The sequence below is a fragment of the Microvirga sp. 17 mud 1-3 genome (assembly GCF_003151255.1).
GTDB lineage: Bacteria > Pseudomonadota > Alphaproteobacteria > Rhizobiales > Beijerinckiaceae > Microvirga.
Window position 1 is genome coordinate 3,665,752 of record NZ_CP029481.1, and the last position, 18,526, is coordinate 3,684,277.

22 protein-coding genes are annotated in these 18,526 nt (G+C 67.4%); 15 read left to right on the forward strand and 7 right to left on the reverse strand.

Annotated elements, in window-relative coordinates; genetic code table 11:
* Positions 1 to 88 precede the first annotated feature (88 nt).
* From C4E04_RS17245 to C4E04_RS17265, 5 genes are all read left to right on the forward strand, one after another.
* Complete coding sequence (locus C4E04_RS17245; RefSeq protein ID WP_109599383.1) at positions 89 to 739, forward strand: thiamine phosphate synthase; 651 nt, start codon at positions 89 to 91, stop codon at positions 737 to 739.
* Positions 739 to 1,635, forward strand: coding sequence for a tetratricopeptide repeat protein (locus C4E04_RS17250; RefSeq protein WP_109599385.1), 897 nt, complete (start codon positions 739 to 741; stop codon positions 1,633 to 1,635). Before C4E04_RS17245 ends, C4E04_RS17250 begins: the two co-directional genes overlap by 1 nt.
* 365 nt (positions 1,636 to 2,000) lie before the next feature.
* Positions 2,001 to 2,795 (forward strand): inositol monophosphatase family protein, encoded by a 795-nt coding sequence (locus C4E04_RS17255; protein ID WP_109601241.1) that lies wholly within the window; start codon positions 2,001 to 2,003, stop codon positions 2,793 to 2,795.
* Between the two features lie 104 nt (positions 2,796 to 2,899).
* Positions 2,900 to 3,862, forward strand: a complete 963-nt coding sequence (locus C4E04_RS17260; RefSeq protein ID WP_109599387.1) for a flagellar motor protein MotA — start codon at positions 2,900 to 2,902, stop codon at positions 3,860 to 3,862.
* Positions 3,862 to 4,890 carry a peptidoglycan -binding protein gene (locus C4E04_RS17265; RefSeq protein ID WP_109599389.1) on the forward strand — a complete coding sequence of 343 codons (1,029 nt, stop codon included), beginning with the start codon at positions 3,862 to 3,864 and terminating at the stop codon, positions 4,888 to 4,890. Before C4E04_RS17260 ends, C4E04_RS17265 begins: the two co-directional genes overlap by 1 nt.
* Positions 4,891 to 4,894: 4 nt before the next feature.
* Here C4E04_RS17265 and C4E04_RS17270 read toward each other — a convergent pair whose 3' ends face one another.
* Both C4E04_RS17270 and C4E04_RS17275 read right to left on the reverse strand, forming a co-directional pair.
* The gene (locus tag C4E04_RS17270; protein ID WP_109599391.1) at positions 4,895 to 5,077 is read right to left on the reverse strand and encodes a DUF3606 domain-containing protein; all 183 of its coding nucleotides are present in this window, start codon (positions 5,075 to 5,077) and stop codon (positions 4,895 to 4,897) included.
* A gap of 82 nt (positions 5,078 to 5,159) precedes the next feature.
* Positions 5,160 to 6,959, reverse strand: coding sequence for an ABC transporter transmembrane domain-containing protein (locus tag C4E04_RS17275; protein ID WP_109599393.1), 1,800 nt, complete (start codon positions 6,957 to 6,959; stop codon positions 5,160 to 5,162).
* A gap of 158 nt (positions 6,960 to 7,117) precedes the next feature.
* On the opposite strand from C4E04_RS17275, the gene rpmE reads away from it, so the two are divergent.
* Positions 7,118 to 7,354 (forward strand): 50S ribosomal protein L31, encoded by a 237-nt coding sequence (gene rpmE, locus C4E04_RS17280; protein ID WP_109599395.1) that lies wholly within the window; start codon positions 7,118 to 7,120, stop codon positions 7,352 to 7,354.
* Between the two features lie 182 nt (positions 7,355 to 7,536).
* On the opposite strand, the gene C4E04_RS17285 is transcribed toward rpmE, so the two are convergent.
* Positions 7,537 to 8,064: a DUF1465 family protein gene (locus tag C4E04_RS17285; protein WP_109599397.1), complete on the reverse strand. Its 528-nt coding sequence runs from the start codon at positions 8,062 to 8,064 to the stop codon at positions 7,537 to 7,539.
* A 279-nt stretch (positions 8,065 to 8,343) separates the two neighbouring features.
* Positions 8,344 to 8,550, reverse strand: coding sequence for a DUF1192 domain-containing protein (locus tag C4E04_RS17290; protein WP_109599399.1), 207 nt, complete (start codon positions 8,548 to 8,550; stop codon positions 8,344 to 8,346).
* A gap of 98 nt (positions 8,551 to 8,648) precedes the next feature.
* Between C4E04_RS17290 and C4E04_RS17295 the strand changes: the two genes are divergently transcribed.
* Positions 8,649 to 9,647: an NAD(P)H-quinone oxidoreductase gene (locus tag C4E04_RS17295; RefSeq protein ID WP_109599401.1), complete on the forward strand. Its 999-nt coding sequence runs from the start codon at positions 8,649 to 8,651 to the stop codon at positions 9,645 to 9,647.
* A gap of 152 nt (positions 9,648 to 9,799) precedes the next feature.
* Positions 9,800 to 10,534: a DUF1013 domain-containing protein gene (locus C4E04_RS17300; protein ID WP_109599403.1), complete on the forward strand. Its 735-nt coding sequence runs from the start codon at positions 9,800 to 9,802 to the stop codon at positions 10,532 to 10,534.
* 259 nt (positions 10,535 to 10,793) lie between these two features.
* Here the strand turns inward: C4E04_RS17300 and C4E04_RS17305 are convergent, their stop codons facing one another.
* Positions 10,794 to 12,755, reverse strand: coding sequence for a propionyl-CoA synthetase (locus tag C4E04_RS17305; RefSeq protein WP_109599405.1), 1,962 nt, complete (start codon positions 12,753 to 12,755; stop codon positions 10,794 to 10,796).
* A 100-nt stretch (positions 12,756 to 12,855) separates the two neighbouring features.
* On the opposite strand from C4E04_RS17305, the gene C4E04_RS17310 reads away from it, so the two are divergent.
* Complete coding sequence (locus C4E04_RS17310) at positions 12,856 to 13,614, forward strand: sulfite exporter TauE/SafE family protein (RefSeq protein WP_109599407.1); 759 nt, start codon at positions 12,856 to 12,858, stop codon at positions 13,612 to 13,614.
* A gap of 82 nt (positions 13,615 to 13,696) precedes the next feature.
* Here the strand turns inward: C4E04_RS17310 and C4E04_RS17315 are convergent, their stop codons facing one another.
* Positions 13,697 to 13,879: a YdcH family protein gene (locus C4E04_RS17315; protein ID WP_109599409.1), complete on the reverse strand. Its 183-nt coding sequence runs from the start codon at positions 13,877 to 13,879 to the stop codon at positions 13,697 to 13,699.
* A 197-nt stretch (positions 13,880 to 14,076) separates the two neighbouring features.
* Between C4E04_RS17315 and C4E04_RS17320 the strand changes: the two genes are divergently transcribed.
* From C4E04_RS17320 to C4E04_RS17345, 6 genes are all read left to right on the forward strand, one after another.
* Positions 14,077 to 14,277 (forward strand): YdcH family protein, encoded by a 201-nt coding sequence (locus tag C4E04_RS17320; RefSeq protein ID WP_109601243.1) that lies wholly within the window; start codon positions 14,077 to 14,079, stop codon positions 14,275 to 14,277.
* Positions 14,278 to 14,404: 127 nt separating this feature from the next.
* Positions 14,405 to 14,896, forward strand: a complete 492-nt coding sequence (purE, locus tag C4E04_RS17325) for a 5-(carboxyamino)imidazole ribonucleotide mutase (protein WP_109599411.1) — start codon at positions 14,405 to 14,407, stop codon at positions 14,894 to 14,896.
* 4 nt (positions 14,897 to 14,900) lie between these two features.
* The gene (locus C4E04_RS17330; protein WP_109599413.1) at positions 14,901 to 15,980 is read left to right on the forward strand and encodes a 5-(carboxyamino)imidazole ribonucleotide synthase; all 1,080 of its coding nucleotides are present in this window, start codon (positions 14,901 to 14,903) and stop codon (positions 15,978 to 15,980) included.
* Between the two features lie 179 nt (positions 15,981 to 16,159).
* Entirely contained in the window at positions 16,160 to 16,408 is a 249-nt protein-coding gene (rpsU, locus tag C4E04_RS17335) for a 30S ribosomal protein S21 (RefSeq protein WP_109599415.1), read from the forward strand.
* A gap of 176 nt (positions 16,409 to 16,584) precedes the next feature.
* Complete coding sequence (locus C4E04_RS17340; protein WP_109599417.1) at positions 16,585 to 17,418, forward strand: tetratricopeptide repeat protein; 834 nt, start codon at positions 16,585 to 16,587, stop codon at positions 17,416 to 17,418.
* Between the two features lie 14 nt (positions 17,419 to 17,432).
* The gene (locus tag C4E04_RS17345; protein ID WP_109599419.1) at positions 17,433 to 18,023 is read left to right on the forward strand and encodes a nucleotidyltransferase family protein; all 591 of its coding nucleotides are present in this window, start codon (positions 17,433 to 17,435) and stop codon (positions 18,021 to 18,023) included.
* On the opposite strand, the gene C4E04_RS17350 is transcribed toward C4E04_RS17345, so the two are convergent.
* Entirely contained in the window at positions 18,007 to 18,486 is a 480-nt protein-coding gene (locus C4E04_RS17350) for a GNAT family N-acetyltransferase (RefSeq protein WP_162559444.1), read from the reverse strand. The two genes, C4E04_RS17345 and C4E04_RS17350, sit on opposite strands and share 17 nt — an antisense overlap.
* Positions 18,487 to 18,526: the final 40 nt, after the last annotated feature.

Consider the following 18,526-nt stretch of genomic DNA (forward strand, 5'->3'; position numbering starts at 1 on the left):
AATCCCATCCCAGAAACGGGGCCTCGCAAGATGGCCCCGTTTTCGTTATGGCGTAGCTGTCAGACCGTTCCGAACCCCGCAAGAAGCCATGGCCGAACCCTCCCCCCGTCTCTACCTCGTCTCCCCTCTCCTGGAGGACGCCTCCTTCGCGCCGCGCCTCGCCGAGGCCTGCGGCGGCGGCCATGTGGCCGCGGTGCTCCTGCGCCTTGCGGCCGCCGACGAGCGGACCCTCGTCAACCGGGCCAAGGCCCTATGTCCCGCCGTGCAGGAGAGCGGAGCGGCAGCCTTGATCTCCGTCGACGGGAAGGCCGACCTCGCGGCCGTTGCGGCACGAGGCGGCGCCGACGGAATCCACGTGCGGGGCGACGTCGCCCTGGCCCGGGACCTGCGCGAGCGCCTGAAGGCGGACCGCGCCGTCGGGGCCGGCGGCATCAGGACCCGGGACGATGCCATGACCTTGGGCGAAGCGGGGGTTGATTACCTGATGTTCGGCGAACCCCGGCCCGACGGCTCTCTCCCGTCCCTCGACAGCGTGACGGAGCGGGCCGCCTGGTGGGCGGAAATCTTCGAGACCCCCTGCGTAGCCTTTGCGCCGAGCCTGGAGGCGGTTGGGCCTCTTGCGGCGACCGGCGCGGAATTCATCGCGCTGGGCGACGCAGTCTGGTCCCATCCCGAAGGGCCGGCCGCCGCCGTCGCGGCCGCCTCCCAGGCCATCGCGCGGCAGGAGGCCGGGTCCTGATGCGGAAAATCCTGCTCCCGGCGCTCCTGTGCCTTGTGGTCTCCGTCACGGCGGCCCGTGCCGAATCTGACGCCGCCTACGGCGCCTATCAGCGCGGCCACTATCTCGCGGCCTTCCGGGAGGCAACCCAGCGTCTTGTGAAGAACAAGGACGATGCCCCGGCCATGACCCTGCTGGGCGAGCTCTACAACCAAGGCCTCGGCGTCCCCATGAGCCCCGAGAAGGCGGCGGACTGGTATCGGCTCGCGGCGGAGCGCGGCGATGCCCACGCGCTTGCATCCCTGGGGCTGATGGCGCTCGACGGGCGCGGCATGAAGAAGGACACGGCCCAGGCCAAGGCATGGCTCGAACAGGCAGCCGCCAAGAACGAGCCGGTCGCCTGCTACAATCTCGCGCTCCTGCTCCTGTCGAGCACCAACGATGCGGATCTTACCCGCGCCGCCGACCTCCTGCGCAAGGCCTCAGAGGCCGAGGTCCCGGACGCCCAGCACGCGCTCGGCGTTCTCTATCTCCAGGGCCGCGGCGTCCCGCGCGATGCTGCCCAGGCGGCCCATTATTTCGAGCGGGCGGCCCGGAACGGCAGCTCCACGGGCGAGGTGGAATACGCGATCCTGCTCTTCAACGGCGACGGCGTTGCGAAGAATGAGGCCAAGGCGGCGCGCTATTTCCGCAGCGCCGCCGCCAAGGGCAACGCCATCGCCCAGAACCGCCTCGCGCGGATGCTGGCGGCCGGACGGGGCGTGCCCCAGAACAAGGTCGACGCCGCCGCCTGGCACCTCCTCGCCTCGGCCCAGGGCCTCGCGGATGCCTGGCTCGACGATGCCCTGAAGGACATGACCCCCGAGGAGAAGACCCGCGCCGAGAAGGTCGCGGCGGAGCGGCTCGGAATGCGGTGAGGGGACGTTTACCCGTCTCCGCATGAGGTGATGCGGGAGGCGCTACCCTACCCTCTCGCCCACGGATCTCGGGTGTTCCCGAGATCCGCTCCCATCAGACGCAAGTCGGGAACACCCGACTTGCGGTGGGGGAGAGTTGGAGAGGGGGGTGTCAGCGCCGACCTGGTTTCAGTCCTGCGCTGGCACCCCACCCTGGCCCTCCCCACAAGGGGGAGGGAAACAGGTCGCGCCTCCCCGTCATTCCTGGACAGCGCGTAGCGCTGGGCCCGGAACGACGCTGGAAACTTTCCGACGCTTGACGTTCGCCCCCTCCCGTGGTCCACCCGAACCGCATTTCCTCCCGCCCCTTTCAGGACCGTCCGACCATGATCCGTTCGCCCCTCATGACCGTCATGACCGATGCCGTGATGAAGGCCTCGCGTTCCCTCAAGCGCGACTTCGGCGAGGTCGAGAACCTTCAGGTGTCCCGCAAGGGACCGGGCGACTTCGTCTCGGCCGCGGACCGCAAGGCCGAGAAGATCCTGCGCGAGTCCCTCGAGAAGGCCCGCCCCGATTTCGGCTTCGTGATGGAGGAGAGCGGGATCGTGGAGGGCAAGGATCAAAGCCACCGCTGGCATATCGACCCCCTCGACGGCACCACGAACTTCCTCCACGGGCTGCCCCACTTCGCCATCTCGGTCGGCCTGGAGCGCGACGGGCAGGTTGTGGCCGGCGTGGTCTACGACCCGGCAAAGGACGAGCTTTTCATCGCCGAGAGGGGCAAGGGCGCCTTTCTCAACAACCGCCGCATCCGCGTGGCGGCCCGGAACGACATGGCCGAGGCCGTGATCGCCTGCGGCCTGCCCCATATCGGCAAGGGCGACCACGCCCTGTTCCTGCGCGAATCCGCCTCCGTGATGGGCTATGCGGGCGGCATGCGCCGCTGGGGCGCGGCCGCCCTCGACATGGCCTACGTGGCCTGCGGGCGCTTCGACGCCTATTGGGAGCGGGGCCTCAATTCCTGGGATATTTCGGCCGGAATCCTGCTGATCCGGGAGGCCGGCGGCTTCGTGTCCGACGCGGACGGAGGGAGCAACCCCATGGCGACCGGAAGCGTGGCCTGCGGCAACGAAGTTCTGCACCGAGAGCTGGTCAAGCTCTTGAAGAAGGCAAAAGGCTGATATTTCTGTTTGTGGAGGCGGACGATCCGGGCGGCAACGCTTGATCCCGCCTCCCCGTCCCGTCACATTGGAACGGTCTTGAGGCACCAGCGAGCAGGATCCCAATGGAAGACCAGCCCCTCACCCCACCGCGGATCTACCTCATCCGCATGGCTGTTTTCCTGATCCTGGCCGGGTTCGTCGCCTTCATCCTCTACAAGCAGGTCTGGAATGCCTTCCTGGCCAATCCGGGCCTCAACAGCCTGATCATCGGCGTGATGTTCATCGGGATCGTGCTCGCCATCCGGCAGGTCTGGCGGCTCTTTCCCGAGGTACGGTGGGTCAACACCATCCGCCAGACCGAGGAAGGCCTCATCCAGCCGACCACGCCGGTTCTCCTGGCCCCCCTTGCGGCCTTCATCGCCAACCGCTCGATCCATTCGCTCCTGTCCGTCACGGCCACCCGCTCGCTCCTCGATTCGATCGGCGCGCGCCTGGACGAGAGCCGCGAGATCCTGCGCTATCTCGCCGGCCTCCTGGTCTTCCTCGGCCTTCTCGGCACCTTCTGGGGCCTCATCGACACGGTGGGCTCCGTCGGCCGGATCATCTCGTCCCTGCGCACCGGCCAGGACACGGCCGTGCTCTTCGACGAGCTCAAGAACTCCCTGGCCGGGCCGCTCCAGGGCATGGGCCTGTCCTTCTCGGCCTCCCTCTTCGGCCTCGCCGGCTCCCTGGTGCTCGGCTTCCTCGACCTTCAGGCGGGCCAAGCGCAGAACCGCTTCTATACCGAGCTCGAGGACTGGCTCGCCACCTCCACCACCGACACGGCTCCCGACCTCTCCCTGAGGTCCGGCACGCCGAACGACATCGCGCTCGCGCTCAACCGCCTGACGGCTGCCGTCAATGACGGAGCGGGCGGGCGGGCCTCGACCCAGGCCATGGCCAATCTGGCCGAGGGCGTGCAGGGCCTCGTCCAGCACATGCGCGCCGAGCAGCAGATGATCCGCGACTGGGTGGAGGCCCAGGCCGCCCGCGAGAAGGAACTCAAGCAGGTGCTCGACCGGCTTGCCCGCGAAAGGCTGCCCTGATGCCGACCGCCGGCACCGGGGGACGGCGGCGGGGTCGCCAGGGACAGCTCAATTACTGGCCCGGCTTCGTCGATGCGCTCTCGACCCTGCTCCTGTCCATCGTCTTCCTGATCTCGGTCTTCATGGTCGGGCAGTTCTTCCTGTCCCGGGAATTGTCGAGCCGGGACACGGTGCTCGACCGCCTGAACCGGCAGATTGCCGAGCTCACCGACCTCCTGGCCCTCGAGAAATCGAGCCGGCGGACCACGGAGGAGAACCTCTCGGCCCTCCAGACCACGCTCAAGGCGGCGGAGGCCGACAGGGCCCGGCTGCAGGGCCTGATCGAGAGCGGCGGCGACGCTCAGGCCCGGGCCAGCGAGCTGAACTCGGCCCTCGACGCGGAGCGCCAGGCCACCGGGCGAGCCCTGAGCCAAGTGGAAATCCTCAACCAGCAGATCGCCGCCATGCGTCGCCAGCTTGCGGCCCTGGAGGAGGCGCTGGCGGCCTCGGAGAGCCGCGACAAGGAGAGCCAGGCCCGGATCGCCGATCTCGGCAGCCGCCTCAACGTGGCGCTTGCCCAGAGGGTGCAGGAGCTTGCCCGCTACCGCTCGGATTTCTTCGGCCGCCTGCGCCAGATCCTCGGCAACCGGCCGGACGTGCGCATCGTCGGCGACCGCTTCGTCTTCCAATCGGAAGTGCTCTTCCCGGCCGGTCAGGCCACCCTCAAGCCCGAAGCCTCGGACGAGATCGACCGTATCGCCAGCGCGCTCGTGGAATTGCAGAAGCAGATTCCGCCGGACATTCCCTGGGTCGTCCGGGTGGACGGCCATACGGATGCCCGCCCCATCGCGACGTCACAGTTCCCGTCGAACTGGGCCCTCTCGGCCGCCCGCGCCATCGCGGTGGTCCAGGCCCTCGTGGCCCGGGGCGTCCAGCCTCAGCACCTGCTCGCGGCCGGTTTTGGCGAGTACCAGCCCCTCGATCTCGGCACGACCGAAGAGGCTTACGCCCGCAACCGGCGGATCGAGCTGAAACTGACGGAGCGCTGAGGTTTCAGCGATCCTTGCCGAGGGCCTTCGCCACATCCGAGACTTGGACGCCGACGCGCCGGACCGTGTCCATGAGCTGCTGGCGGGACACGTTCCACTTTCCGGTCCAATAGCGGACCTCCCAATCCTCATGGACATTGATGCGGGAGGCATCCTGCGGATGCCGCTTGTTCAGGTTGTCGACCATTCCGATCTCCCTCGGCCCGATGGCACGGCCGAAGCGCGGCCGCCCCTTTCAACGGCCGGAGAGGCGTCCGGGTTCGATCGGCCTATTCGGCCGCCTGGGCCCGGCCGTCCGCGCCCGTGAACTGGAGGCGGGCGAGCCGGGCATAGAGGCCGCTTGCGGCCAGCAGGCTGTCGTGGGTCCCCTCCTCGACGATCTGCCCGCCATCCATCACGAGGATCCGGTTCGCGGACCGCACCGTGGCGAGGCGATGGGCGATCACCAGGGTGGTCCGCCCCTCCATGAGCCGGTCGAGGGCTCCCTGGACCTTTCGCTCGCTTTCGGCATCGAGGGCCGAAGTCGCCTCGTCGAGCAGCAGGATCGGTGCGTCCTTCAGAATGGCCCGCGCGATGGCGAGCCGCTGGCGCTGCCCGCCCGAGAGCGTGATGCCCCGCTCGCCGATTTGCGTCGCATAACCCTGCGGCAGGGCCCGGATGAACCCGTCCGCCGAGGCGAGCTCGGCCGCCCGGCGGACCTCCTCCTCGGAGGCGTCCAGTCGGCCGTAACGGATGTTGTCGAGCACGCTCGTGGCGAAGACCGTCGGCTCCTGCGGCACCAGGGCCATCCGGAGGCGCAGCGCCAGGGGATCCACCTCGGAGATAGGCAGGCCGTCCACCAGGATGGTGCCCTGCTGGGGATCGTAGAACCGCAGCAGCAGCTGAAGGACCGTGCTCTTGCCCGCCCCCGAGGGGCCGACGAGGGCCACGCGCTCGCCCGCCGCCACCGTGAAACTCAGCCCGTGGAGGGCCCGCTGGTCGGAGCGGGTCGGATAGGCGAAATGCACGTTCTCGAACGCCAGGGTGCCGAGGGAGGGCTGCGGGAGCGGCCGGGGATGGGCCGGCGCCTTGACGCTGGGCTGGGCCGCGAGGATCTCGCCGAGGCGCTCCGCTGCCCCGGCCGCCTGGGCGAGCTCCCCATAAACTTCCGAGAGCTGCCCCAGGGAGCTCGCGGCGAAGACCGCATAGAGCACGAACTGGGAGAGCTGGCCGGCGCTCATGGTGCCGGCGATCACGTCCTGCGCCCCATACCAGAGCACCCCGACCACGCTGGCCGAGACGAGGAACAGGCCGATCCCGGTGAGGAAGGCCCGCATGGTCGTAGAGAGGCGCGCGGCCTCGAACGCCTCCTCGGCGGCGGCCGAGAAGCGCAGGGCCGTGTTCCGCTCCATGCCGAAGGCCTGCATGGTCCGCACGGCCCCGATGGCCTCCGCCGCATAGGCCGAGGCGTCGGCAAGCCGGTCCTGAGCGGCCCGGGAGCGGCGCCGCACGGCCCGGCCGGACATGACGAGAGGCAGGACGATGACCGGAATCGCCACGAGAACCAGCGCCGAGAGCTTGGGGCTCGTGAAGATCATCAGTGCCACCGCGCCGATGAACAGGAAAAAGTTGCGCAGGGCGATGGAGATGCTGGCCCCGAAGGCCGCCTTGACCTGGGTGGTGTCGGCCGTGAGGCGGGAGACGATCTCGCCGCTCTTGGCCTGATCGAAGAAGGCCGGATCCAAAGACGTGAGATGCCGGAAGACCGCGGCGCGCAGATCGGCCACCACCCGCTCGCCCAGGGTGATCACGAAATAATAGCGGGAGGCGCTGGCCAGGGCGAGGAGCCCCACCACCAGGAGCAGGACGCCGAAATAGGCATTGATCAGCCCCCTGCCCCCCTCGGTGAAGCCGAGATCGATCACCCGCCGGACGGCGACCGGCATCGCCAGGGTCATGGCGGAGGCGAGGAGAAGGGCCGCCAGGGCCGCCAGGATCCGCCCCTTGTAGGCGAGCGCATAAGGCAGGAGGGGTCTTAGGGCGCTAAGCGCCGCTTTGGGGCGCTGGGATCCGTCGGGGTCAGAAGGCATGTCTGATATCGTTTCCGGGATGTCGGGCGCTCAAAGGGTTTGATTCCCTGTCCCGGCTTGTTTCAGGGTTCCAAGTAAGGTATAGGCCCGCAACCTTTCAAGACAGCTCGATCGCAGGCTGCGGGCACCACGCTGGCGGACCGCAAGAGGATATGGCAATGGCGCGCAAAGAAACCGACCACCCCGACTACCACTACATCAAGGTCGTGATGACCAACGGCACCGAGTTCACGACCCGGTCCACCTACGGCAAAGAGGGCGACACCCTCAACCTGGACATCGACCCGAACACCCATCCGGCCTGGACCGGCGGCCAGCAGCAGCTGCTCGACCGCGGCGGCCGTCTGTCGCGCTTCAACACGAAGTTCGGCAACATGTCGTTCGGCAAGAAGTAAGCCGAATCAGAGTTTCCGGACCTCCGGCCCGAACGCGAAAGCCCCGCTCCGGCGGGGCTTTTTGCGTTTAGGTGACGAGAACAACAATGCGCGACAGCAACGCGGCGCAATTCCCTCCCCCTTGTGGGGAGAGTTGGAGAGGGGAGGTAGGCGCCTCCCGCGCCATTGCGAATTGCGTAGCTCTAGTTCCCGCCGAACACCTGCTCCAGCAGGCGCTGCTGGGCTGCGACCGGGTTGGGGCGCGGCAGAGGTGGGACATGGTCCGGCTCCGACATGAGGCGCTCGAGGTGGAGGATCCGGGCATGGATCCGGGTGGCGAGACCGATCAGCTCCTTCAGGCGGCTCGGCAGGGCCTCGTAATCGTCCACGGTCGTGATGGTGTCCTGCTGGGTCAGATGGACGCGGTTGTTTTCGAGCTGGGCCTGATCGGGCGTGATCTCGCCCTCGGCGACGGCCCGCTGCAGCAGAAGCCACGAGGCGACCTGCATCAGCCGGGTGGTCAGGCGCATGCTCTCGGTCGCGTAGGCGATGACGCCCTCTCGGGGCAGGCGCTTCGAATCGAACCGCCCCTCGCCGTCGAGATAGGCGGCCGTGTCCTCGACGAGCTCCATACCTTCCTGGAACAGGGCCTTGAACGCCTCCGAATGGACGAAGCTATGCCCGAACGGGACAGTTCCGGCTCCCAGCTTGATCACATCGGGTTCGCTCATGAGCCATCTCCAAACACAACGAACCTCCGACCGCCCACCGGCCCGAGACCTCGATCTATCAGGAGAACACTATAGAGCGCCTCTTGGTTCGATGCTCCGATAACCCTCTCTTAAGGTTAAGCTCGGGAGGAGCACCCAAAAATTGAGCCGCCGGGGGCGGCTCGAGTCATAACAGGGAGGCGTCAAACAGAGTGGGCGATGCCACTCGTCATCCAGGGAGAGAACTGGATGGCTCCGATCTTCGCCGAAAAGGCTTAATGCCCGGTTAAAGCTCCACCCTCAGGCGGAGCCGAGCTTGAAGAAAGCGCTCGCGGCAGCCAGGGAATTCTCCTTGCCGCGCTTGGCTTCCTGCAGGCGGGCGATCTCCCGTTCAAGAAGGGCGATGCGGTCCTCGATCTCGTCGATGGACAGGATCGAGAGGTCCTGGCCGAATTCGTGGCTCGCAGAAGCGACCCGCGTTTCCTCGTCGAAGGGATCGAAAGCCATGACATCCTCCTTCCACACACTCCCGAGAGGGTAGAGCGCAATGCGCAGATTGCCAATCTTGCCCTATATCCATCAACCTTTGGCCGAAGGAGGACGGAATGACGGCAATTTCTGACACGATGCGCGCGGTCGTCGCCCGGGAACCGGGCGGCCCCGAGGTGCTCACCGTGGTCGAGCGCCCCGTCCCCCAGCCGGGCGAAGGTGAAATTCTCGTGCGCGTGAAGGCGGCCGGCGTGAACCGCCCTGATGTCCTCCAGCGCCAGGGCGGCTATCCGCCGCCACCCGGCGCGCCGGACATCCTCGGCCTCGAGATCGCCGGCGAGGTGGCGGCCGCGGGCCCCAATGCCGCCCGCTTTCCGCTCGGCGCTCCCGTGATGGCCCTGATCCCCGGCGGCGGCTATGCGGAATACGCCACCGTCCACGAGACCAACGCCCTTCCGGTTCCGGATGGCCTTTCGATGGAGGAAGCCGGGGCGGTGCCCGAGACCTATTTCACGGTCTGGACCAATGTGTTCGAGCGGGGCGGGCTGAAGCCGGGCGAGACCCTGCTCGTCCACGGGGGCACGTCCGGCATCGGCACTACGGCGATCCAACTGGCCAAGGCCTTCGGCTCCCGGGTGATCGCCACCGCCGGAACGGACGAGAAATGCGCCTCCTGCCGGAGCCTCGGCGCCGATCTCGCGGTCAATTATCGGGAGGCCGATTTCGTCGCGGCCGTGAAGGAGGCGACGGATGGTCGGGGCGCCGACGTCATCCTCGACATGGTCGGCGGCGACTACATTTCCCGCAACTACGGGGCCGCGGCCCGGGACGGGCGAATCGTCCAGATCGCCTTTCTCAAGGGGAGCCGGGTCGAGGTCGATTTCCGCTTTCTCATGCTCAAGCGCCTGACCCATACGGGCTCGACCCTGCGGGCCCGCAGCGTTGCCGAGAAGGCCGCCATCGCCCGCGCCCTGGACGAAAAGGTGCTCCCGCTCCTGCGCCAGGGCCGGGCCAGGCCGGTGATGGATTCGCGCTTTCCCCTCCAGGAAGCAGCCCAGGCCCATGCCCGCATGGAGAGCAGCGCGCATGTCGGAAAGATCGTCCTGACCCTTTAAGAGAATTGCAACATGGGGACAGGCTCCCTATAATAATCCTGTTTCCCTCACATCGTGAGACGAGATCGCTCCGGCCCAGCCGGGACGGAGCGCAAGAGAGTTTTGCCGTGCGGTGCCGACGAGCGGGCGCCCGGCCTGAAGGAGCAAAGCCCATGTCCCAAGGACCGCTGATGCCGAAGGCGACAGCCGTGTGGCTCGTCGAGAATACGTCCCTGTCGTTCGACCAGATCGCCGATTTCTGCAAGCTCCACCCCCTCGAGGTGAAGGGCATCGCGGACGGTGAGGTGGCGACCGGCATTAAGGGCCTCGATCCCATCACGACGGGCCAGCTGACCCGCGAGGAGATCGAGAAGGCGCAAGGAAACCCGAACCATCGCCTGAAGATGGCCGAGACCCGGGTGAAGCTGCCGGAGCAGAAGCGCATCAAGAAAGGCCCCCGCTACACCCCCGTGTCGCGCCGCCACGACCGTCCGAACGCCATTCTCTGGCTCGTGCGCAACCATCCCGAGCTGAAGGACGCGCAGATCATGCGCCTCGTCGGCACGACCAAGACCACGATCCAGCAGGTCCGCGACCGCACGCACTGGAATTCCGCGAGCCTCAGCCCGATGGACCCGGTGACGCTCGGCCTCTGCTCGCAGATCGACCTCGACTTCGAAGTCCAGCGCGCCGCGAAGGACCGGCCCCATGCGGTCGCCGCCCAGGAAGGCGGCGGCACCCTCATGCCGGCCGAGATTTCCACGGCCGAGCCCGAGCCCACGCGCGACGAGCCCTTCGCCGACATGAGCCGGCCGAAGCCCGCGAAGGAAGAAGAGATCGACGTGAACTCGGTCTTCGCCAAGCTCAAGCAGCTCAAGCGTCCCGACGAGGACGAAGACGAGGAATAAGACCGCAGGAGGCCCGGAGAGATCCGGGCCTTTTCGTTTCGGTGCCTTTCACCTCTCCTGGAGGGAGAGGTAGCGCGACAGAGACAAGGCGCGACCTGTTTCCCTCCCCCTTGTGGGGAGGGACTAAGGGTGGGGGTGCCGGCGCTGGACTGAATCCAGAATGGCGCTCACACCCCCACCTCCATCTCCTCCCCACAAGGGGGAGGAGAGCAGGGTGGCGTTTCCCGCGTCATTCCAACCCTGGCCGACGGCCCTCAACTCAGCCCAATCCCCTCCCCTTCAGCACCGCGCCGATCTCGTCGAGGATTGCGGGGTCGTCGATGGTGGCGGGCATCGTCCAGGTCTCGCCGTCGGCGATCTTCTTCATGGTGCCGCGCAAGATCTTGCCGGAGCGGGTCTTGGGCAGGCGGCCGACCGTGATGGCGAGCTTGAAGGCCGCGACGGGGCCGATCCTCTCACGCACCAGAGCCACCAGCTCCGTCTCGACCGCCGCGGGCGACTGGCCGACCCCGGATTTCAGCACCACGAACCCGCAGGGCACCTCGCCCTTCAGGGAGTCCCGCACGCCGATCACGGCGCATTCGGCCACGGCCGGATGGGAGGCCAGCACCTCCTCCATGCCGCCCGTGGAGAGCCGGTGCCCGGCCACGTTGATGATGTCGTCCGTGCGGCCCATGATGTAGACGTAGCCGTCCTGGTCGATGAAGCCCGCATCCGAGGTGTTGTAGTAGCCCGGATAGGTCGACAGATACGCCTCGCGGAAGCGCTCGTCCGCATGCCACAGGGTCGGAAGGCAGCCGGGCGGGAGCGGCAGCCTGATGGCGATAGCCCCCATGGTGTCCGGCGGCAGCGGCCGGCCGCCCTCGTCGAGAACCTGCACGTCGTAGCCCGGCATCGGCACGGTGGGCGAGCCGTATTTGACCGGCAGGGCCCCGAGACCGAGGGGGTCGCCCACGATGGGCCAGCCGGTTTCGGTCTGCCACCAATGGTCGATCACCGGCACGCCGAGAATCCGCTCCGCCCATTGCACCGTGTCGGGATCCGCCCGCTCGCCGGCCAGGAACAGGGCCCGGAAGCCCGAAAGATCGTAGGCCTTCAGGAGGTCCCCGTTGGGATCCTCCTTCTTGATCGCCCGGAAGGCGGTCGGCGCGGTGAACAGCACCGCCGCTCTGTGCGCTGAGGCGACCCGCCAGAAGGCACCCGCATCGGGTGTGCCGACGGGCTTGCCCTCGTAGAGGATCGACGTGCAGCCGTGCAGGAGGGGGGCGTAGACGATGTACGAATGGCCGACCACCCAGCCCACGTCCGAGGCGCAGAAATAGACCTCTCCCGGATCGACGCCGTAGAGGTTCTTCATGGACCATTTCAGGGCCACCATGTAGCCGCCCGTGTCGCGCACCACGCCCTTCGGCCGTCCGGTCGTCCCGGAGGTGTAGAGCACGTAGAGCGGGTCGGTGGCGGCCATAGGCACGCAGGGCGCCGTCCGCCCGGCCCGGCGGGCTTCCGCTACCGCCTCGGCCCAGTCCCGGTCGCGGCCTTCCGCCAGCGCGGCTTCCGCCTGGGGGCGCTGGAGGATGAGGCAGGCCTCGGGCTTGTGGCGGCTTAAGGAAATCGCCTCGTCGAGGAGAGGCTTGTAGGGCACAACCCGGGCCACCTCGATGCCGCAGGAGGCCGAGAGGACGAGCTTTGGCGTGGCGTCTTCGAGCCGGGTCGCGAGTTCCCGCGCCGCGAAGCCGCCGAAGACCACGGAATGCACGGCGCCGATCCGCGCGCAGGCCAGCATGGCGAACACCGCCTCGGGCACCATGGGCATGTAGAGGACCACCCGGTCGCCCTTCCCGACGCCCATGTCCTGCAGGACCGCCGCGAGGGTCGCGACCTCGTCCCTCAGCTCATGGTACGTGAAGGTGCGGATCGTTCCGGTGACCGGGCTGTCGTAGATGAGGGCCGCCTGACCGGCGCGACCGCGCTCCACATGGCGGTCGATTGCATTGTAGCAGGCGTTGCACTCGGCCCCGACGAACCAGTGTCCGTAGATGCCGGCCGACGGATCGAAGACCTTCCGGGCGGGCGTGATCCAGTCGATCTCCCGGGCGGCCTCCTCCCAGAACAGCTCCGGATCGGACCGCCAGCGCTCGTAGACTTCCCGGTAGCGGCTCCGCTCAGCCGGGGCCGGATGGGACGATGTCAAGCCGGACGATGTCGCTTGGGTCGACGTCATGACCTTCCCCCAATGTGTCCGCCGCATGAGACTTCACGGCCATACCGTGGTAGCAGGCGGCGGAGCCGCGGTCAGCGGCGACTTTCGGCCAGTTTTTCCCATGATCACCGAACCCCTGTTCTATGCCGCCGCCGTTCCGGCGGTCGTCCTGATGGGCCTCGCCAAGGGAGGCTTCTCGGGCCTGGGGCTCCTGTCCCTGCCGCTCATGGCCCTGGTCGTCTCCCCGGTCCAGTCCGCCGCCATCATGCTGCCGATCCTGATCGTCCAGGACGTGGTGACCGTCTGGGCCTACCGGCACACCTGGGACCGGCGCAACCTCATGATCCTCGTGCCGAGCGCCATCCTCGGCATCCTGTCCGGCTATCTCCTGGCCGCGCGGGTCTCGGATGCCGCCGTGACCCTGGCGGTGGGGACGATCTCGCTCGCCTTCGCGGTCCGGCGGCTGATCCTGGAACGGCGCAAGACACCGCCTGCTCCCGCAAAGGCCGATGTGCCCCGCGGCCTGTTCTGGGGCTGCGTGACGGGCTTCACCAGCATGATCGCCCATGCGGGCGGCCCGCCCTTCCAGATCTATGTGATGCCCCAGCGGCTGCCGCGGGACGTGTTCGTCGGCACCGGGGCGGTGTTCTTCGCTCTCAGCAACTGGATCAAGGTGCCGCCCTACATGGCCCTCGGCCAGTTCACGGGCGAGAATCTCGTGACGGCGGCGGTGCTGTTCCCGGTGGCGATCGCCTCCACGTGGATGGGCGTCCTGCTGGTGCGCCGGGTTTCGGGGGACCGGTTCTACACCCTCGTCTACGGCCTGCTGATCCTGGTGGGTGCGAAGCTCATCATCGACGGAGCGCAGGCGCTCCTATGAGGCTCCACCACGGAAAAACTGCCGCTCTCCCAGAGGACAGCGGCAGCTTTTCGATGGGGAGTCGATTTGTAAAAGGCGGCGTTCAGTGCATCACCGCGTGAGAGCCCTTGAGGCGGGTGATCTGATCCTTGAGCTGAAGCTTTCTGCGCTTCAGTTCCGCCAGCCTCGTGTCATCCATGGACGGGTGGTTGAGAGCATCCTGAATCTCGCGCTCAAGCGCCTGATGCTTCCGTTCGAGTTCCACAAGATGATTCTGCAGCGGCATGTCAGCAACCTCCTGTTCGATGTCTGACGACGGAAGTGTGACACACAGAAAGTGGCGAGTCGAAGGCAAAACGTGCCGCATTGCGGCAAATCGAGGGAGGTCGCCCACAGGGTTTGACCTTGCTCTCGGACAGGGCCGGGCGCATAATTTCGCCTTCTCGCGCGCCCTTCCGGGTGCCGCGCCATCTGGGCTGTTCGATGCACGATCTGGCTGAACTCGAAACAGAACTCTCGCGACTGAAGCAGGAGCACCGGGATCTGGACATGGCGATCGAGGCGCTGGAGCAGATGATCGCCGGCGACCAATTGCAGGTTCAACGCCTCAAGAAGCGCAAGCTCGTCCTCAAGGATCGCATCATGCGGATCGAGGACCAGATCACGCCCGACATCATCGCCTGATCCCTCTCGGGACAGCAGGAGACAAAACGGGCCTTGAAAACCGGAACCCGGCCGCGCAACGGCCTTGCTTGGCCCGAAAGCCTTCGTTATGCCCGCCTGACGCATTGGCCAGAGCCGGAGCCGGAACATGGCGGGAATCCCCGTTGCCATCATCATGGGCAGTCAGTCCGACTGGGCGACCATGCGCCATGCCGCCGAAACCCTCGATCTCCTCGAAATTCCTTACGACGCGCGGATCGTCTCCGCCCATCGGACGCCGGACCGGCTGGTGTCCTTCGCCAAGGGCGCGAAGGCGGCGGGCTTCCAGGTCGTCATCGCGGGTGCAGGCGGAGCCGCGCACCTGCCCGGCATGACGGCCGCCATGACGTCTCTCCCGGTCTTCGGCGTGCCGGTGGAATCGAAGGCCCTGTCCGGGCAGGACAGCCTCCTGTCCATCGTCCAGATGCCCGCCGGCATTCCGGTCGGCACCCTCGCGATCGGGCGGGCCGGCGCCGTGAATGCCGCCCTCCTGGCGGCGGCGGTTCTCGCCCTGCACGATGAGGCCCTTGCCCGGCGTCTCGACGCCTGGCGCGCCCGCCAGAGCGAGAGCGTGGCCGAGCGGCCCGCCGAGGAGGAATGACCGCATGATGCGCCCCGGCTGCACCCTCGGCATCCTCGGCGGCGGCCAGCTCGGCCGCATGATGGCTATGGCGGCCGCCGAGCTCGGCCTGCGCACCCACATCTATGCCCCGGAGCGGGACAGTCCCGCCTTCGATGTCGCCGCCGAGCACACGGTTGCGGCCTATGAGGACGAGGCGGCCCTGGTGCGTTTTGCCAAGGCGGTCGACGTGGTCACCTACGAATTCGAGAACGTCCCGGGCGCCACCGCGGCGATCCTGAGCGCCCATGCGCCCCTGGCGCCCAACGCGCACGCCCTGTCCGTGTCCCAGGACCGGCTGAGCGAAAAGACCTTCGTGTCCGGCCTCGGCATTCCGACGGCGCCCTTCGCGGCCGTTTCCGACGAGGCGGAACTTGCGGCCGCGCTGGAGCGGATCGGCCGGCCTGCCGTGCTCAAGACCCGGCGTTTCGGCTATGACGGCAAGGGCCAGGCGATGATCCGCCCGGAGACGGATCCTGCCGCCGCCTTTGCGGCCATCGGCCGGGCTCCAGCCATCCTCGAAGGGTTTGTGCCCTTCGAGCGGGAAGTGTCGGTGGTGGCCGCCCGCACGGCCGCGGGCGCCTTCGCGGCCTACGATCTCTGCGCGAACGAACACCGCCACCACATCCTGGCGACGACCCGCGTCCCGGCCGGCGTTTCGCAGCGGACCGAGGAAGAGGCCTTCGCGATCGCCCGGTCCATTGCCGAGGCGCTGGATTATGTCGGCGTCCTCGCGGTCGAGCTGTTTCTCGTGACGGATGGGGCTAAGGAGCGCCTGGTGGTCAACGAGATCGCTCCCCGGGTCCATAATTCGGGCCATTGGACCCTCGGCGGCGCCACGACCTCCCAGTTCGAGCAGCATGTCAGGGCTGTCTGCGGCTGGCCGCTCGGCGCCACCGCCCGGCTCGGCCGGGTCGAGATGCAGAACCTGATCGGCGACGACGTGGAGGCCTGGGAACGCCTCCTCGCGGAGCCGGGCGCGCATCTCCAGCTCTACGGCAAGGCCGAGGCAAGGCCCGGCCGCAAAATGGGGCACGTGACCCGGATCTTCCCCGAAGGGGAATGAAACCTTCTCGACCCTCCGGCGTTGTCAGCAACGGCCGTAGCCTTGGCCGGCGCTTTTCTTGGCGGAAACCCTGGACAATCGGGCCCTCCTCTGATAGTCACGCCGGTCAGATAAAGGTGCGCAGGACGCGCCTTATTTGTTTTTGTCACAATCGAAACGGATCAATACGAGGAATTCGCGTGCAGGTTCTTGTCCGGGATAACAACGTCGACCAGGCGCTCCGCGCTCTCAAGAAGAAGATGCAGCGTGAGGGTATCTTCCGCGAGATGAAGCTTCGCGGTCATTACGAGAAGCCGTCCGAGAAGAAGGCCCGTGAAAAGGCCGAGGCCGTTCGCCGCGCCCGCAAGCTGATCCGCAAGCGCATGCAGCGCGAAGGCCTGCTGCCGTCCAAGCCGCGCGTCGCCGCGCCGGGCCGCCCGGCCCGTTAAGCTCTTCCAGAGCATCAAGAATTTGGTCTCTCGATTGTGAGCGGCGCCCGTCTGAAAAGACCGGGCGCCGATTGCATTTCAGGGCCTCCCCTCCCCGTCTATGCTGCTTTATTTCATGGCTGTTAAGGTTTACCCCTTAGGGTGAGCCTATCCCATTCATTGAGCTGGAGACGAAGGTGCTCGACTCATCGATTCGCCGCTTTGCGCCCCTGACCCTGACCTTCGTGGCCCTTGCGCTCGCAGGCTGCGAGACCACCGGCGGGGGCGTCACCCGCCGCATCGCCGTCGTCGAGGAAGATACGCAGGGCACCAGCAAGGTGAACATCGCCTCCCTGTCCGAGGTGATCGAACGCAACCCGGCAGATCCCAGCGCCTACAACACCCGTGGCGCCGCCTATGCGCGGGTGGGCCGCTACAGCGACGCCATGGCGGATTTCTCCAAGGCGATCCAGCTCGATCCCAACTACGCACCGGCCTATACCAACCGCGCCCTCGCCCTGCGGCAGACCGGACGGAACGACCAGGCGCTCGCCGATTTCACCCGCGCCATCCAGGCCGACCCGAATTACGGCCCGGCCTATATCGGGCGCGCCAACCTGCTCCGGGTCCAGAATCAGTATCAGGACGCCCTCAACGACCTGAATGTGGCGATCCGCCTGCTGCCCGAATCGGCCGAGGCGCTCCATGCCCGCGGCCTGCTCTACCAGCGCCAGGGCATGCATCCTCAGGCGATCCTGGACTTCGACGCCACCATCGACCGCAACCCCTTCGTGGCCGCGCCCTACGCGGCCCGCGGCCAGAGCCTCGTGGCGACCGGGCAGTACGACAAGGCCATCGAGGACTTCAACGCCGCCCTCAACGTGAATGCCCGCGACGCCGATTCCTGGGCTTGGCGCGGCGTGGCCTTCGAGCGCCAGGGCAAGAAGAGCCAGGCGGCCGAGAGCTTCCAGCGGGCCCTGTCCATCGACAGCTCCAACACGGTGGCACGCCAGGGGAATTCGCGCCTGTAAGGCACAGGACCGCCATGGCTCAGCCCCTGCGCGGCCTGGCGGATATCGCGAGCCTGATCGAAGCCCACGCCCCCATGCGTGGGCTTCTTGCCGTTGTGGCATCCCTCACCCTCCCCGATAGCTGGATCGGCGCGGGCTTCGTCCGCAACGCCGTCTGGGACGCACTGCACGGGCGCGTCTTCGACCTCGCCTCCCTCGACGATGTGGACGTGGTGTACTTCGACCCGGCCGATGTGAGTAAGGCGCGGGACGCCGCCTTGGAGCGAGAACTCCGCCGCCTCTGCGCCGACCCGAACTGGCAGGTGAGGAACCAGGCGCGGATGCACCTGCGCAACGGCGAAAGGCCCTATCGCAATACGGCGGACGCGATCTCCCATTGGCCCGAGACCGCCACGGCAATCGCCGCGCGGCTCGCTGCCGGTCGGGTGGAGATTCTGGCTCCCCACGGGATCAATGACCTCATCGGTTTGACAGTCAGGCCGACCCCGGCCTTCCGCGGGAAGATGGACATTTACCGGCAGCGGCTCGCCGGCAAGGACTGGGCGGAGCGCTGGCCGAAGCTGATCTTCGCCGAGGCTCCGGCCGGGACTATGACAGCCCCTTGACCATGTAGGACACGTAAGGCTCGAAGCCGAATTCCCGGTAGGTGCGCTCGGCCCGCTCGTTGGCGACGAGGGCGCCGATCATGAGGCGCTGGAGGCCCGCCTCGCGGGTGAGGCGTTCGGCTTCCTCGAGCAGCATCCGGCCGATCCCGCGGCCGCGCCATTCCTCATGCACGATCAGGTCCGTCACGGTGCCGTGCCGGCGCACGTCGTCGGTGACGTAAGCCGCATCCTGATCGATGGAGAAGCCCATGGCGGCGACCACGATGCCGTCCGCCTCGGCCAGCACGATGCGGCCCTGCCGCCCGGCGAGCCGCTGGAGGAGTTCGTTGTAATAATCCCGCGCGGCGCCATGGTCCCGGCGGCGGTCACCGGTGAGATCCGCCTCGAAGACATTGAGCTTGTGGATCAGCTCGATGACGGCACTCCGGTCGGCGGGGCCCGCCATCCGCAACGTCACGCCCATACGCGGCTCCATGAGCCGGGGGCTGGCCGCATCTGGCGCC